At 49.8% G+C, this 16055-nt stretch carries 9 protein-coding genes; all 9 read left to right on the forward strand.

What is annotated here, in order from left to right; translation table 11 throughout:
* The 9 genes from LZD49_RS27940 (at position 1) to LZD49_RS27980 (ending at position 15959) form a co-directional block, all read left to right on the forward strand.
* Positions 1-1917 carry a hypothetical protein gene (locus LZD49_RS27940; protein ID WP_234671134.1) on the forward strand — a complete coding sequence of 639 codons (1917 nt, stop codon included), beginning with the start codon at positions 1-3 and terminating at the stop codon, positions 1915-1917.
* An 11-nt stretch (positions 1918-1928) separates the two neighbouring features.
* The gene (locus LZD49_RS27945; protein WP_234671135.1) at positions 1929-3206 is read left to right on the forward strand and encodes a contractile injection system tape measure protein; all 1278 of its coding nucleotides are present in this window, start codon (positions 1929-1931) and stop codon (positions 3204-3206) included.
* A gap of 13 nt (positions 3207-3219) precedes the next feature.
* Complete coding sequence (locus LZD49_RS27950; RefSeq protein WP_234671136.1) at positions 3220-6789, forward strand: DUF4157 domain-containing protein; 3570 nt, start codon at positions 3220-3222, stop codon at positions 6787-6789.
* Between the two features lie 25 nt (positions 6790-6814).
* Positions 6815-7837, forward strand: a complete 1023-nt coding sequence (locus LZD49_RS27955) for a hypothetical protein (protein WP_234671137.1) — start codon at positions 6815-6817, stop codon at positions 7835-7837.
* Between the two features lie 118 nt (positions 7838-7955).
* Positions 7956-9392 carry an ATP-binding protein gene (locus LZD49_RS27960; protein WP_234671138.1) on the forward strand — a complete coding sequence of 479 codons (1437 nt, stop codon included), beginning with the start codon at positions 7956-7958 and terminating at the stop codon, positions 9390-9392.
* Positions 9393-9570: 178 nt separating this feature from the next.
* Positions 9571-10044: a hypothetical protein gene (locus tag LZD49_RS27965; RefSeq protein WP_234671139.1), complete on the forward strand. Its 474-nt coding sequence runs from the start codon at positions 9571-9573 to the stop codon at positions 10042-10044.
* Between the two features lie 17 nt (positions 10045-10061).
* A complete protein-coding gene (locus LZD49_RS27970; RefSeq protein ID WP_234671140.1) occupies positions 10062-11705 on the forward strand; it encodes a tyrosinase family protein in 1644 nt (547 codons plus the stop codon).
* Between the two features lie 613 nt (positions 11706-12318).
* A complete protein-coding gene (locus tag LZD49_RS27975) occupies positions 12319-14694 on the forward strand; it encodes a TonB-dependent receptor (RefSeq protein ID WP_234671141.1) in 2376 nt (791 codons plus the stop codon).
* 35 nt (positions 14695-14729) lie between these two features.
* Positions 14730-15959, forward strand: coding sequence for a DUF4374 domain-containing protein (locus LZD49_RS27980; RefSeq protein WP_234671142.1), 1230 nt, complete (start codon positions 14730-14732; stop codon positions 15957-15959).
* The last annotated feature ends 96 nt before the right edge of the window (positions 15960-16055 follow it).

Genomic DNA, 16055 nt, shown 5'->3' on the forward strand with positions numbered 1-16055 from the left:
ATGCAAACGGAATCGAAACCATCGGAAAAGGTCAATGTTTGTATCCACGGGCATGGTATTGTATGTGGGCTGGCCGCGCAGGTAGGAGAAAACTGTGACGTGATGATCACGCCCGGAACGGCGATTGGGCCGAACGGCGAAGTGGTGCATATTGCCGAACACCGTTTCCGGTATTACCTCAAACAGCCTTCGAAAGTCGTTCAGCAGCATTTTCCGCACCAGGTCGACACTGGTGGACGCATAAACCGTCCCGTTCTCGAACTTTGCGAAGGAGCTTTCGATGCAAAGACCATGGACCCGCTCAAACCTCAGGGCCCAAACGACCTGCCTACGCAAGATTTGCTGGCCGATAAGATCCTCATAGTACTTATACCAACCTATGAAGAGAAGCAATATTTCATCCTTATAAGCCCTTACGAACTTTTAAAAAAAGATCAAACATTGCTCGCACAGGTGCAGCAGCTGGCGCGCGAGGATGCGGCAGAACAGCCCGGCGGGATTTTCAAAAAGCCGAAAGAGCCTGTGCATTATCCGGCAGAGGTGATCGATGCGGTGCTCCGGCCGGTGCTGCAACTTCCCGAGGTGGTGGTCCCTAGATTTGGCTATAAAAAGCTGGCGGTAATCAGCAATGGCCAGCCGTTCGGGACTGATAATTTTGAGAACCCTTTTCTCAAAGTTGCTTCATTTTCAGCTATTTTCTTTGAATACAAGGCCATTCTCGATGATCTCGTACCCGAATTCTGCGAAGCTTTGGAGAGGCTGCATACCCTTTTTGGCAATCGGTTAACACATAAAGGGGCTAACTATTGGGGCAAATACCGCAAAGTGCTTGTCCGCAAGTGGCAGTTCTTTCTCGAAGAGGGAGCGCATTTGTATTACATCCAATATTACTACGACTGGCTGACCGACCTCGTGAAAGCGTACGATGAGTTGCGGGCGAAACTGTCGGCATTCTCGGGTGCGTGCCATTGCGATGATGATCTTCCTGAAAAAGAGCAGGTTATATTAGTAAAACTGGGTCCTGTACTCGGCGGGCGTAGCAGCTACACACCCGTGCCATTCCGCGACTACTTTCAGCCTCCCATGACCGGCGCGGCCGGGCAATGGAACGAGATCCGTTTCCTGCATTGGCGGATGATGATGATGATCTGGACGTTCGACCTCCCTTTTCTGAAACTGGACGAAAATGTACTCCTGCGTGAACGTTACATAGTGAAAGCCCAGGAGTTTGAAGATTCCACCAACTATCTTGAAACGACCAATATAGTCGATAAGCCGGGAGAGGTGCCTGGTACCGTCAACTTCGAAGATTTACCCGTGAAATTCACGCCCGGCCAGACGCCGGACACCGAATTGGGCCGACAGGCGATTCCCTATTACTATCCGCTCGACGCGGACAGCCTGTTTTCACTGCATTTGTACTGGAACTACCGCGCTGCCCAAATGCGTGGGACGAGCCATCTGCATTCTTATAATGCATTCAAAACCAGCGATTCCTATGTGTTTAAAAAAGAAGGGCGATATCATCTGGATGCATTATACCCGCAGGGTTTCCACCTGCGCGAATATCCCTGGCTGCGTGTGGAAGGGCACATCGGGAAGCTTTGGGATGCTGCAAATACAGCGAAAGACCTTGCAGCAGCGATGCAGCGCGATCACGTGCTGTTTGAGGTAATAGCAGTATCGACGAAGGAAATCAACGATTTTGTCAATAAAAAGCCGACCAATACCGACCGGCCGACCGGGCTCGGTATGGAGCATACTGGCGGCCTTGCGCAGGCGCAAACGCTCGTGCTTGTGTATGCTGACGCCAATGAGCAGATCGAGCTGGCGGAATGCAAGAAGGACACTTTACCAGAGATAGCGGCGAAAACCATTGTAGCAGATTTCACAATCCCTTATTTGGTCAGACGATAATGGCAATGCATGTGATACAGCATCTTCGCATAGAGGTGCTTGCGGACGGGCAGGTGTCCGCGCGGGAGTTGCAGAATGAGCTGAGCAATTGGTGTCGCTCCAATGCTTTTTGGCAGCGCGTGTCCGACCGGCTCGACGAGCTGGTACCTCCCGGGGCTGTGTTGCAGATTTCCAGGCTTGAATTGGAGATCGGAGCTGCTGACCGTGCGATTTTTTTGGATAATCTGCTTGAAAAACTGGCTTTGGCTGTGGAAAATGGGGTAAGGGAGCGCGCCATGATTCCGGAAGCGGAATATTTGCATGGACACGCTATTTACTTTCTGATACACGGCTATTTGCCTGTCGGAAGCAGCGCCATGGACGGGTCGCGTGTGCGTGATTTTTTACGTGGTTTCGGGAACAGTTTTCATCCGGACTTCGGAAAAATGTTCCGTCGTGAAATGCCGGACAACCCACAGATGATCGGGCGGCTGATGCATTATGCAGAGGCAGAACCGGCCCGTCGCTTTTTACTTGCTGCGCTCCTGGAAGATCAGTATATTGATGCTCATTATGAATGGATTATATCTTTTTTTGCCAAAAATAAAAATGCGCCGGAAAACGGAAATGCAGACTTCGGACAATGGGAGAATGCGGTTTGGAAGCGGTTGTTTGAACTTCCGGTAAAAGATGTTTTTGAAAGTAAATTGAAGCTGGATGCTGTACTTGATGACATCGTTCGGAAATCGGGTTCTTCTGAAAATCAGATAACGAAAGAGGAAAGTCAACCTTCCCAAGTCGATAGTACCCTTTTCTATATCCCAAATGCGGGGATCGTGTTACTGGCGCCGTTTTTCCCTCAGCTTTTTAATGCGCTTGGCTGGATCGGGAACCGGGTGTGGAAAAGTGATGCCGAAATAAGCCTGGCCGTTCGCCTGATCGGTTATGTATGCACCGGCATTGTGGACAATGACGAATACGATTGGGTGCTCCCCAAAATACTTTGTGGTGTGCCGCCGGAGACGGTGATCAACCTCGAAACACCGATGCCGGAGGAAGCCGTTGGCTTATCGGTGAAGATGATGGAGGCGGCAATTGATCAATGGAAAGTATTGAAATCGACCACGCCGGAGGGTTTGAGAGAGCTGTTCATTCGCCGTGATGGCAAGTTGAGCCGCGACGACGAAGGCACAGGCTGGCGTTTGCAGGTCGATAAAAAAAGTCAGGATGCACTGTTGGAACGACTTCCCTGGGGAATCGCGGTAATCAGGCTTCCCTGGATGGATGAAATGTTGCTGGTAGAATGGTAAAACAATATGAGTTATGCAAAACTTTGCTCCTCAGAAAGGTAAAAATGAAGGCCATCATGCGCCCGCAAAAGCACAAAAGCCTTTTTTTCAAACCAAACTCACGGTAAACGCACCGGGCGACCAATACGAACAGGAAGCCGACGCCGTCGCCGACCGGGTCATGCGTATGCCTGATCCGGCGGTAGCCAATCCGGCGGCCTCCTTTCGCACCATCCCTGTTTCGTCGCTCCAACGGAAATGTGCGGCTTGTGAACGGGAAGAGAAAGTTAGTAGGAAAGAGGTTAGAAGGAAGGAGGAAGCGGAGGAAAGGGACGAAGTGGGTGCGGTTCAGGCTAAGGCTGCTTGTGACCGGCGGGTGAGCCGTAAATGTGCGGCTTGCGGGAAGGAAGAGGAAGTTCATCGTAAGGAACGTTTGTCCGACCATGGGGGTATGGAAGCGCCGGACAGTGTGTCGGAGGTCATCTCTGGTGCTGGTCGTCCGCTCGATACCCCCACGCAGCATTTTATGGGCAGTAGAATGGGCCAGGATTTCAGCGACGTCAGGATCCATACAGATGGCAAAGCTGCCGAATCTGCGTCGGCCATCAATGCATTGGCATACACAGCGGGTAACCACATTGTATTCAACTCCGGCCAGTATCAGCCCGATACCGACAGTGGTAAGCGCCTGCTGGCGCACGAGCTCACGCACGTAGGGCAGCAGACGGGAAATGTGGGGCGGAAGCCTTATGTACAGCGGTTTTACACGTTTGCGCCAGCCAACCGGCCCTCAGGAGGCCGTATTCATTCGGAAGTGCTCCCCGAGGTGGCGAAAGTAAATAAGGGAACGGACTTTTTTGTCGAAGCATCTATTCCAGGAGCCAATAAGGTCGACGCAGAAACTGATAAGAGAGGTATTGCAGACTTTTTCAGGGCTAAAACCACAATCGGCATTCGGTTTAATAAAATCCCGGAATATCTGGAATCAGACAAAAAGTTATTACAGGGTGGCGGGCAAAAATACATGCACAAGCAGCTCTCGGCACCACAGGGTGACAAGGTAAGTAAGACAATTACAAGGCTAGATGAAGCACCTGAAAACATCGAAATTGGTGATTTGAAACCAGGTGGCAGTAGTGAAACCATACTGGGTACATGGCAACTCCGTTCGTATACTCAAGGAATTGAAAAGACAGCTGCATCCATTAATAGCTACCTCGTACAATATCCGAATCGGACTACATCTACCCGGAAATCTTGGCATCCAGTGCCGAAGACAATGACGCGCTTGACTATTCCACCAAACTTGGTCATCAATCAGGGAAAGGGTATGTGGCGTAATGAGCTGCACGTTTATGAAGATCAAAAGGGTAAACCGGCAGTATCCGGTACGCAACTTGTCGGCTCGATGTTCGTGTACAAAGACCAGCGCGAAGGAATATGGTCGTATGAGTGGATTCCAGAGCGTTTAACGGTCGACTACCGTCATGTCAAAGTGGAAAGCGCCCTTCGCCGTTTGAATACAGAAGTAATTCCCAATGTGGTGCAAAGCAAAAGCATGCCTGCCCCGAAACCGCCCACTGCAAGCGCCCCGCTCGGTGTCGTTCAACCGATTGTGTCCCGCATTCAGCGCAAAGAGAAATTCAAGGAAGAAAAATGGCTATCAGCGCATTATAAACCATGGAAAGAAGAAACCGCGTCGGTTTTAAAAGAGCCGAAGGTGGCCGAAAAGGCAAAAATCGCTGAGGCGATCGGTCAGCTTGATAGCCGGACCGGGCATAAAGTCCATGCCCCTCAGGATGCGTTACAACATGTTCAACATATGGACAAAATTAAACACTGGCTTCGGTTTGGGCGGCTCTATGGCTGGCTCCGCCAGAAGTTCGACTTTATTTTTACCAAGTTTCAGGGGTTTGCTAAGCGGATAAAAGAAAAAGCCCGGGCGCTTCAAGCAAAAGTGAGCGGCTCTTTCGGAAGCTGGTTTAAGGCGGCTGTTAAGGTAATATTTAAGATCATCAGAATGGTCGGGGCATGGACGCTCACCCGCATAGCGGAGGAAATACTCGGGTCATTGCAACGAGGCATTCAGAAAAACTTAGCCAAGGTTGTGGAGATGTTTACTCCCGAAGGTGTTAAAAGCCGGGTGGAAGAGTACGAGGAGTTAAAGAATAAATATGAAACAATGCTTGCCGAGAAGGAAGAAGCATTAATGGAAAAGCTCTTTGGTAAGAAGCTTAAACTTGTGGAAGAGCTTTCGGAGCTTGAAAAGGTACTCAGTAATATAGGCACCATTGTCGACCTCGTCAAATGGGGCATACGAATCGTCGCCTGTTTATCTCCGCCGCTCTTGGGTTGTTTATGGAATCTTGCGATAGCAGCATTGGAGTATGCTTTTTCCAAACTAATCGAAACGTGCTGGTTCAGCAAGAAGGTGTACGGACCCATTATGAGCAGCGTTGATGTCGTGAGGGACTTTCCCAAAGGTATAGCCGCTGATGTAGTCACATTTGCAAACAAGCATGTTCCCGTTCCGAACGGGCTCGATCCGCTTTTTGACAAAATCAACATTTCCGAGAGTGAATTTTCTGTCGATTGTTCAGCAGGCGGAGGTTCGGGTGGTGATGGCGAACAGCTGAGCCCACAACAGGAAGCGATAGGGAAGCTTATTGAAGAAATTGGTCGCGAAAAATTCGAAGCGTTCCTAATGCTCGCGAAAGCCCGGGGTATAAGTGAGGCGGTTGAAATGGACGCCGACAGGTTGAGACGTCTCAAATCAGCACTGCAAAATTTGTCAAAAGACGCTTTGGAAAAGGCAGCCAGCGCGCCGAGAGGTGATCAAGCCGTGGCATTGGAAGCTTTCCTGGGTACATTGAAAGATGCTAAACCGGCGGAAGAACTGGCTAAACCCAAGGAGAACTACCATATTGAGGATTATGATAAAGTGGCGAAAAAGAACCGGAAACATCAAGCAGAAATTGGCTGGAAGCCGGAAACATTCCGGATCACTGGCGACAAAGCCGACGATGCGAAAAAGATGGCGGAGGCTATTTATGTAATGCAACAAATGCTCGGATTAAAGGCCGATGGAATTGCAGGTCCCGAAACAGTGATTGAGTACTACGAAAGAAACAATTTGAAAGGCGACCGTATTTACAGGAAGGCAAAGGAAAGTAAAGAGAATGCCAATATCAGAAAGCTGATAGCATCTGGATATCCTTCTAACGAGCAATTGTTAAGCGACCTGAAAACGTTGCAATTTGGGCGGGTTGAGAATGGGAGTTGTGAGTTTTCGAAAATTGGGAAAAACTACATTTTCTGGGGCAAAACGGCTATGGGAAGCCGGGTAGGTAGTTATATTAAGATTTACCCGACCATGCATGAAAGCCAAAAGCGCATGCAGGTTGTCGGAGTTTCCACCATCATTACTTTGGACAGAATAAGTTCGGAAGACAGTCTGGAATTCGACATCGAAGTGCATGCTGCAAACAATATGGTGGAGCTTCGGTACGGCTCCATCTTTATTGGTAACTACCCGGCCAACTCGGTGTTGAATCCCGCGGAGAACTTGCTGGGTGGCCTTATCCCTTCTCATATGTTAAAATAAAATCTTTTAATCCCGTCAGTTGGCCATGCAAAATTGTAAATGTAGACCCCGCGCAAGAGTCCGCTCGCAAATCAGCCGCAAACCCTTCTTCCAAGTCCAACGCAACGGCTTCGGTGATGTGCGCCTGGCGGAAGGGTATTATTATGCCAGAACGACCATTCTTGCCGGTGCTAAATATGCAGCATTAGGTACGGCAGATAAAAGCTTCGCGGACCAACTCCTTGCCTTAGCCGAAAAACAGACTAGTACTCAGACACGTTACGATTATATAACCAAAATTCAGATCCCGTTTTCGCGCTATGCTTCGGTAGCGGATATGGATTATGCCAAAACACAGATATTGGCTTGGGGCGTGGACGCGGGCAAAGTGGCGTCCCTTTTTGCAGTATTATCAAAACCCTTGCTCGGTTACACGGCGTCGGGGTTCGATTTTAGTAAAAGGTTTTTTCACCAGGATACCAAACTGGGTTTCGATGTGGAGAACCGCTCGTTAGGCAGCCACAAAACGCCCGATCCTTATGACAAAGGCCAAACCGCCGCAGTAACTAACCCGGCGGAAAAATCATTTGAGAAATCCGACATGCTGTTCTTTTCGGGGCATCAATATGCACAATACAAAGAGCCCGGACAGTTCGGAGACGATCAAATAGAATCCTGTTTCAACGTGGGCATGATTTCTAAGGCATTAAGCAAAGTGAAACTCATTGTGAGCACCAGTTGCGCTACGATATGTAAGGACGTGGCCAAAATCTGGCAAAGCAAATTCCCCGGTGCAACGATTCTCGGCTATCGCTTTTCGGCACCGTTGGATGGCAGTAAGGTAGCGACGGGTTTCGGAAATCAACTGGCCAAAAAAGGGCCTGTCGATCTCTCCAATAGCACAGGAATGGCGAAGGTGAAGGAGGCATGGAAGTCGGTGGTGCTGGCGAAGCACAGCATTGGCGGCGGTCCGGGTATTCTCGAAGGTACCGAAGTGGAGTTTCATAACGGTAAAACCTGGGTGAAAAAGGCCTGGGACGATAAGGCGAATGAGTGTCATTATCATTGAGGCCGGTTGACGGTAGAAGATAGACCATGGACGATAGACCATAGACCATGAAAAAAGCCATAGTCTATGGTCTATCGTCCATGGTCAAATCCTAAACCATCCCAAAACCACACTAACCATGACCACCGCATTAAACAATCTCCGAACCTGGCTGGGTATGAAAGAAGATGATATAGAACCGGCTCCTGCGCTGCCTGCTCCGGAAGATCAGCCTGCTATGACGCTCTCCGACTCCGGGCGGGTGCAATCGAACCTTACGCTTGGACTTGCGCAGGTAAGGCAGGTGCTGGAAGGCAGATTACGGGAGCATTTTGGCAAAGGAAGCTTCAAAATGCCGGACATGCAGTTGTACGACGACAATTCGGTGTTGTTCAACAAGCTCGGTGAATGGGGGCTGACGGTGGAGGAATACCTGATGCTGATGATCGCCCTCGCGCCGCATTTGCATCCCAATTTCTTCGACAGCATCATCCAGCAATTCGTGCCGAAAGACGGCGAATTTCCCGAGTTTGGCGGTATGAAGGGCGTTGCTTACCGCGGCATGCTTCCGACGGGCGATACCCTGCTTTTTATGCTCGGTGGCCCCGACCTTCCTACGCGCATGGCCGCGCGGCAGCACATTCTCGATCGGGAAAATATCCTTTTCAAAGAACAGGTCCTCACGCTGGAAGAACCGCCCATCGGGGAACCCGATACGAGTGGCCGGCTGCTGGTATCCAGGGATTATATCGAACTCTTTACCACCGGACAAAAATGGCGCCCGCGTTTCGGCCCCGGATTCCCGGCCCAGCTCATTACCACCGAGATGGAATGGCCCGAGCTGGTGCTTTCCGATACTTTGCGTGGTGAGCTCGATCAGATTTACAACTGGCTGATGTTCAATGAAAAACTTATGCAAGACCCGGCGTTGCACGCGCGATTGAAAGCCGGTTACCGGGCACTTTTCTACGGCCCGCCCGGAACCGGCAAGACACTGGCGGCAACCTTGCTCGGCAAGCGGCTGGGGTTGGATGTCTATCGCATCGACCTGTCGCAGGTCGTATCCAAATACATTGGTGAAACCGAGAAAAACCTGCAAACGCTCTTCGAAATGGCCGCCAATAAGCAGTGGATACTCTTTTTCGACGAAGCAGATGCATTATTCGGGAAAAGGACCGCCGTGAATTCCTCCCATGATCGTTACGCCAACCAGGAGGTGTCCTATCTTCTGCAACGCATCGAAGATTATAACGGGCTGGTAATTCTGGCGTCTAACTTCCGGAATAATATGGACATTGCATTCACGCGGCGGTTTCAGGCCATGGTTAATTTTGTGATGCCTACTGCTGCCGAACGTGTACTGCTTTGGCGACAAACGCTCCCCACCACAATCGAAACCTCGCCGGATTTATCAGTAGAGGAATTAGCCACACATTTCGAACTGACCGGGGCGTCTATTTTAAATATAGTACAACTGGCCACGATTCAGGCATTAGCCAACGCACAGCCATTGAGCAAACAATTATTGGTGCAGGAAATCAGAAAGGAATATGCCAAAGAGGGGCGCACAATGTGACATTATTTTCAATTAATAATTCTTCAATAATATATAAAGGCAATAGTTACGAAAGCAATTATTAAACGGAAGGGCTGCGCAAAAATGTTTTGTTACTTTTAGGCAACTTCCCTCCTCGAAAATACTAATACACGATGATCGGTTTTAAATAAAACGGAAACCTAATCCTGTATTTGTGATGCCCAATACAAATGAAATTCCGGTCACCGCTACCGGAAATCAGTCATGTTGTTGCCTGAATGTCAAACACGATGAGCCGGTCCAATCGACCGCCGAAAAAGTGACAACTACCGCCAGGGCAGTTCCTTCTATCCTGATGAGCGTTTTAATCGCATTCTTTCCCAAATGCCCGTTTTGCTGGGCAGTTTACATGAGTATGTTTGGGAGTGTAGGGCTGGCAAAGCTGCCTTATATGAGCTGGTTATTGCCTGTTTTAATGGCAATGCTTGCATTTCATCTCTTTATGCTTTGGAGAAAAGCCGCATTGCACGGCTATGTGCCATTTATGTTAAGCCTGTTTGGTTCGCTGATGATCGTGATAGGCAGAATCTATTTTCCGTTGCAGGAATGGATTCTTATTTCCGGAATTGTGTGTGTCGTTTCGGGCTCATTATTAAATAGCTTTTTTCAAATTCGTTTAATTAAAATTTAAATACAAACTCCACAATTATGGCAATCCAACCTAACCTACGCTTACGGAGAAATATTCTCGAATTACAAAATGAATATGAAAGTGGAAATAAAAAGGCGCTCGAAGACTTGATGCGCGCCTGGAAAGGTATTAAGGAACTTTCGCCGGAAGATGAAAGATCTTTTTTCAAATTGGGTGGCTTTCATGGGGAACCGTTCCGTGGTGCGGGCTGGGGGAACAGTGCATATTGGGGTGGATATTGTAATCACGGCAATGTCCTTTTTCCAACCTGGCACCGCGTTTATTTGCTGAAGTTGGAAGAAGCGTTACAAAGCATTCCTGGCTGCGAAGAAGTAATGCTGCCTTTCTGGGACGAAACGGCCGAAGAGTCACTCAATAAGGGTATTCCGTGGGCACTTACTGTGGAGAATTTCGAGCTGGATGGTGCGACGATCCCGAACCCGCTGCGATCATTTATTTTCCCCAAAAACATTACGGACTCGATCAACGGCGATAATCCGAATTACTCTAAACCGGCCGGGTACGAAACGGTGCGCTATCCATTGTCGGGGCTGGTAGGGACGGCGCAGGACATTGCCAATACCAAAGCGCACAATGCGCAGTTCCCCAATTACGACCAAAATGTCGATATCCTGAACGAGAACATCAAAAACTGGCTCGGTTCGCATATTGTCGTCGACGGCAAGATGATCCCGACGAATGTGGCCAAAAAGTTCAAGGATTGTCTCGACGCGCCGAATTATACCGTATTTTCCAACACCACTTCCGCCGGACAGTGGAATTCAGACCGCCAGACGATCGACCCGAATACCGGTGCGCCGATCGCAAATGATCCTTATCAGATCGTGGTGCCGCTGGAATCGCCGCACAACAGCATTCACCTCGCCGTAGGTGGTTGCGATGTGCCCAACTACGACCGGTCGCCGATCGATGGTGCCAATGGAGACATGGGTGAAAATGACACGGCCGGTCTGGATCCGATTTTCTACTTCCACCATTGCAATGTCGATCGCGTATTCTGGCTGTGGCAAAAGAAACACGGCTTCACCGATCATCTCGATATCATCCCCGAATACCCTGGAACGAACACCGTCGACAGCCAGGGCCCTACGCCGGGATTTGCGCCAAACTCGTGGCTGACGCTGGAAAGTCCGCTGAGCCCGTTCAAAAAATCGGAAGACGGCGTGGAGCGGACCTACACCTCACTGGATTGTATCAATATCGAGACCCAGTTGGGCATTACTTATGGCCCAGGCTCGCTGGATAGTCCAGCCAATGTTGTATCTCTGGCCACGACGCCCGCCATCCCGACCCGCATCATCAAGGTAAGCCGCATCAACCGCGCGCCTATCCGCGGCTCGTTCATGGTTTCGGCCTATATGACTTACGAGGGGCAAAAATTGCATTTGGGAACCGAGGCCGTGCTGAGCCGCTGGAATGTGCAGTATTGTGCCAACTGCCAGACGCACCTGGAGGTAAAGGCATTTTTCCCGCTGCCGCATCCGGAAGGGGAGGTGACCAGGAGCCTGCTCAATGCAGATTATACCAATATTGAAATTGAAATCACCGGACGGGATGGGGTGATCGCGGGGACAAACCGGGCGTCCAGGATGCTCAGCGACACCCGTCCTGTGACGGGGTTTCATATGGAGATTATTTAGGTGCTGGCAGGGGGGGGCGGCTGACGGCTGACCGCTGACGGCTGACCGCTGACCGCGGGTTAGCGGTATGATGGACGGTATGCGTGACGACCATGGACGATGGACCATGGACCATTTGTTTGTATGGTCTATGGTCCATCGTCTATGGTTTATGGTCTATCGTCCATGGTCTATCGTCTATCGTCCATGGTCCATCGTCTATCGTCTATCGTCTTTCATTTTCATTTTCATTTTCGGCGGTCGGCGGTCAGCCGTCAGCCGTCAGCCGTCCAGCCGTCCACCCCCGCCAATGTTCAAATTATCCAGCTAAACCGGCAGATTGTGTAAGCATAACTATCGACGAGCGGCTACTTTTGCGATATTATTTAGAATAAGTCTATTTATTAATAGAAATATGGCAGCAAGTTGTTCGAAATGTCCAGTACGGTTCGACCGTCCTTACGCTACTATCAGTTTGAAATGTTGCGATAACCCTCAAAAATAAACGCTATGATCTGACCATTATCTGACATCCCCGACGATATCAATTCAAAGTAAAAAACCGAATGGCTGGTACCCATCCGGTTTACTGCGCTAAGGCGCATTACTTATAAACGCTGAAACATTTAAAGCAATGCAAATTAGCAAAATTCTGCATACAGGGCTTCTTTGTGCCTTGTCATTCGTCGCCTTTGCCCAGCAGGCGGATGTTACCCTCACCGGGCACGTCAGATCGGAGGACGGCGAGATGCTCCCCGGCACTTCCGTGAGCCTGAAAGGTACCCCGCACGGGACCGTTACAGGTGCCGACGGGAAATATACGCTCGAACACGTCCGGCCTGGCAACTACAAACTCCTGGTAACCTTCATGGGCTATCAGGCGCAGGTGAAAGACGTTATCCTCAAAGCAGGCGAGCATTTTAAATACAATCCAAAATTGGTTTCCGAAACCCGCGAACTCGAATCGGTTTCGGTGATCGGGCGGACGGAAACGAAGGAAATCAACCGCCAGGCATATAATGTGACGGCGATCGACGCCAAGAAGCTGCAAAACTCGACGCTCGACCTTTCCCATGCGTTGGACCGCGTATCGGGAGTGCGTGTGCGGGAGAGCGGGGGCGTGGGCTCGAACATGAACTTCTCGTTGAATGGCTTCACAGGTCGTCAGGTGAAATTTTTCCTCGACGGCGTGCCGATGGACAACTTCGGGTCATCTTTCCAGTTGAACAACATTCCGATCAACCTCGCCGAGCGCGTGGAGGTATATAAAGGCGTCGTTCCTATCTGGTTGGGTTCCGATGCATTGGGCGGGGCGGTGAATATCGTGACCAATACACGGCAGAACAGCTACCTCGATGCATCCTATTCCTACGGTTCATTCAATACCCACCGCACGACGATTAATGCGGGTTATACCAGTAAAAACGGCTTTACAGCTCAATTGAATGCTTTTCAGAACTACTCGGACAACAATTACTGGATTACTGTCGACGTGGCGGACGTGAATACCGGCGAGTATTTCCGCAACCAGCGCCTGCGCAGGTTTCACGATACCTATCATAATGAAACCGTCATTGCCAATGTAGGTGTCGTAGGCAAGAAGTTCGCCGACCGCCTTTTGATCGGGGTGACATTAGGTAAAAACAAGGCTGAGATCCAGACCGGCGCGCGTATGGTGAGTGTGTTCGGGCAGTGGCACCGAAAGGGGAACATTGTGATGCCTAGTTTGAAATACCAAAAGAAAGATCTGTTTGTAAAAGGGTTGAATGTCAATATTTCGGCTAATTATAACCTTGGGCAGGAACAGAATGTGGATACGGTTTACCGCCGCTATAACTGGTTCCAGCAGTTCAAACAATATGAAGGTAAAGGCAGCGAGCGTGAGCGGTCGTTGTACAAATTCCGGAACAACAATGGGCTGGCAACGGCCAATGTGACTTACCAGATTGATCCCAAGCATTCGGTGACGTTCAACAATGTCATAAACACGTTCAACCGGAAGGGGGAGGACGAGCTTTTCCCAGAGTCGGCGAAATATGAGCAGCCGCGTGTTAACCGTAAGAATGTGCTGGGTTTAGGTTACAAATTCGACTATAACGAACGCTGGAATACCTCTTTATTCCTGAAACATTTCTCCCAAAACAACAAGTTTTCGGTCTCCTATAACCCGACCGGCAACTGGGGCGACGAAGCATTCCTGACCCAGAAAAACAAATTTGAAAAGCTGGGCTATGGCATTGCATCGACTTATTTTCTATTTAAGAATTTTCAGTTAAAAGGTTCATTTGAGAAGAGTTACCGCCTGCCCGAAACCGACGAACTTTTTGGCGACCTCCTAAACCTCGAAGGCAATATCGAACTCGATCCGGAGACAAGCTACAACTACAATTTCGGTTTCAGCTACAATGGTGCCATCAAACGCGCGCACCGGTTCAGCGTGGATGCGAACGTGCTTTACCGGGATGCTCAGGGCTTTATCCGTCCGCGTTTGAATGCTAACCAGACCAAGCAGGTCATGGATAACCTGGCCGATGTGACCAATTTCGGTGTTGACGGGGAAGTGCGCTACTCTTACCGCCAGCTTCTAACCGCCGGGGTGAACCTTACTTACCAAAACCTGCGCAACAATACGCGTTTCGAGGAGGGTTACACCACCGAAAGCCCGCTCTACCGAGACCGCATTCCTAATATGCCGTTTATGTTCGGTAATGCAGATGCTGCGGTGTTCTTCAAAGACCTTGGCAAAAAGGGGAACACGCTCACATTGGGTTACAACCTGCTTTACGTGCATGCCTATTACCTCTACTGGCCAAGCCTCGGGAGCGACAAGCTCGATATTCCGGAGCAGTTAAGTCACGATGTGAACCTGGTTTACGCCATGGCGAACGGCAAGTACAATGTCTCGCTGGAATGCAAAAACCTCCTGGATGCCAAGTTGTTTGACAATTTCAGTCTTCAAAAGCCTAGTCGCGGTTTTTACGTCAAATTGCGCTATTTCATTAGTAAGTAACAGTTAATAATCAATAAATCAATCAAAGTAAGAAAATGAAAAAGTCATATTTAAAATGGTTTTTCGTAGTGGGTATAGGCGTGGCTTTGGGCGCGTGCAGCAGCGATGACGATAACGCGACGCCTACGCCAGAACCCGGGACCGGGTCACGGTATGTGGTAGCTTCCGCGCCGATCGGCTCGCAAGGTGTCGCCGATTACCTCCTCACCACCAGCGATCTTTCACAAGGAACGATCAGCACAGTAGGGCAGGGCATCGAGCAGGATGGTTCTTACCGTTATTATCTGACGCACAAAGGCAAGTTTTTCAGCCTTTTGTACGGTCAGGGCAACCCGGGCGCCGTTACGACTTACGCACTGGATGACAAAGGAGCATTGGTAAAAACATCTGATTTTCAAAGTGAAACTGTTCAGGTTTTTGCCCCTTCCGGTGATGATATACTGACTATCAAGGTCCCAAGAAGCGGTAACGAGAGCGCGTCGTGGTTCCGTATTAATGCCGATCAATCCAAGATCGTGGGCGAAGGACAGGTGAATATCGTCAACCTCGCCGGCAATGGCGAGCGAGCGCACTTTACATGGGCGACCCAGGTAGGCGACAAGATTTTTGCTCCTTATATGAGCATCAAAGGTGCCGCTCCCGACGTGTTTGGAACAGCGTTTCCCGACAGCAGCTGGATCGCCGTGTTTGCTTATCCTAGTATGACGCTTGAAAAAGTGATTAAAGACAACCGTACCAGCTATATCGGTGCTTATTTCAATAACGGTTTGGCTGTGGACGAAAACGGCGATGTTTACGGCTTCTCGCCGGCAGCTGCCACCAACAGTGGTACTGCTACCTCCACCAAGCCATCCGCATTCATTCGCATCAAAAAAGGAACGACTGAGTTCGACAAGAGCTATTTCTTCAATGTCCAGGAAAAATCGGGCGGGTACAAAATCGCCAATCAGACTTATCTGGGCAGCGGCAAGTTCCTGCTTTATATGTACGGAGACTTGGGCAAGGCATCCGGAGCTAAGAAGCTCGCTATCGCGGATGCTTACAATCAGACATTTGCATGGGTAACTGGCGTGCCTGACGTGATCGCGTCGTCGTCGGCTTCCTACAACAACAATACGATCAGCGATGACAAAAAGAGCGTCTACGTAGGTATCAATACCGAGGCAGGCAGCTGGGTGTACACAGTGGATATTGCCACTGCTGTTGCCAAGCAAGGCCTCAAAGTCGAAGGCGGAGCTATTACCGCCATTGTCAAGGTCAAATAGTTTGGGTTTTAAAGTATCACAAACCCCGCCGGCCAGAGAGGAACGGTGGGGATTTGTGTTTTGCGGGAGACCGTCGGTTACCGATATTTGGGACAG

The sequence above is a fragment of the Dyadobacter sp. CY261 genome, from assembly GCF_021440085.1.
In the GTDB taxonomy this organism is placed as follows: domain Bacteria; phylum Bacteroidota; class Bacteroidia; order Cytophagales; family Spirosomataceae; genus Dyadobacter.

Bases quoted from the DNA above. Each gene is read 5' to 3' on its own strand.
- LZD49_RS27975 (WP_234671141.1), top strand. From the start codon at position 12,319: ATGCAAATTAGCAAAATTCTGCATACAGGGCTTCTTTGTGCCTTGTCA.
- LZD49_RS27940 (WP_234671134.1), top strand. From the start codon at position 1: ATGCAAACGGAATCGAAACCATCGGAAAAGGTCAATGTTTGTATCCAC.
- LZD49_RS27965 (WP_234671139.1), top strand. From the start codon at position 9,571: ATGCCCAATACAAATGAAATTCCGGTCACCGCTACCGGAAATCAGTCA.
- LZD49_RS27950 (WP_234671136.1), top strand. From the start codon at position 3,220: ATGCAAAACTTTGCTCCTCAGAAAGGTAAAAATGAAGGCCATCATGCG.
- LZD49_RS27955 (WP_234671137.1), top strand. From the start codon at position 6,815: ATGCAAAATTGTAAATGTAGACCCCGCGCAAGAGTCCGCTCGCAAATC.
- LZD49_RS27980 (WP_234671142.1), top strand. From the start codon at position 14,730: ATGAAAAAGTCATATTTAAAATGGTTTTTCGTAGTGGGTATAGGCGTG.
- LZD49_RS27960 (WP_234671138.1), top strand. From the start codon at position 7,956: ATGACCACCGCATTAAACAATCTCCGAACCTGGCTGGGTATGAAAGAA.
- LZD49_RS27970 (WP_234671140.1), top strand. From the start codon at position 10,062: ATGGCAATCCAACCTAACCTACGCTTACGGAGAAATATTCTCGAATTA.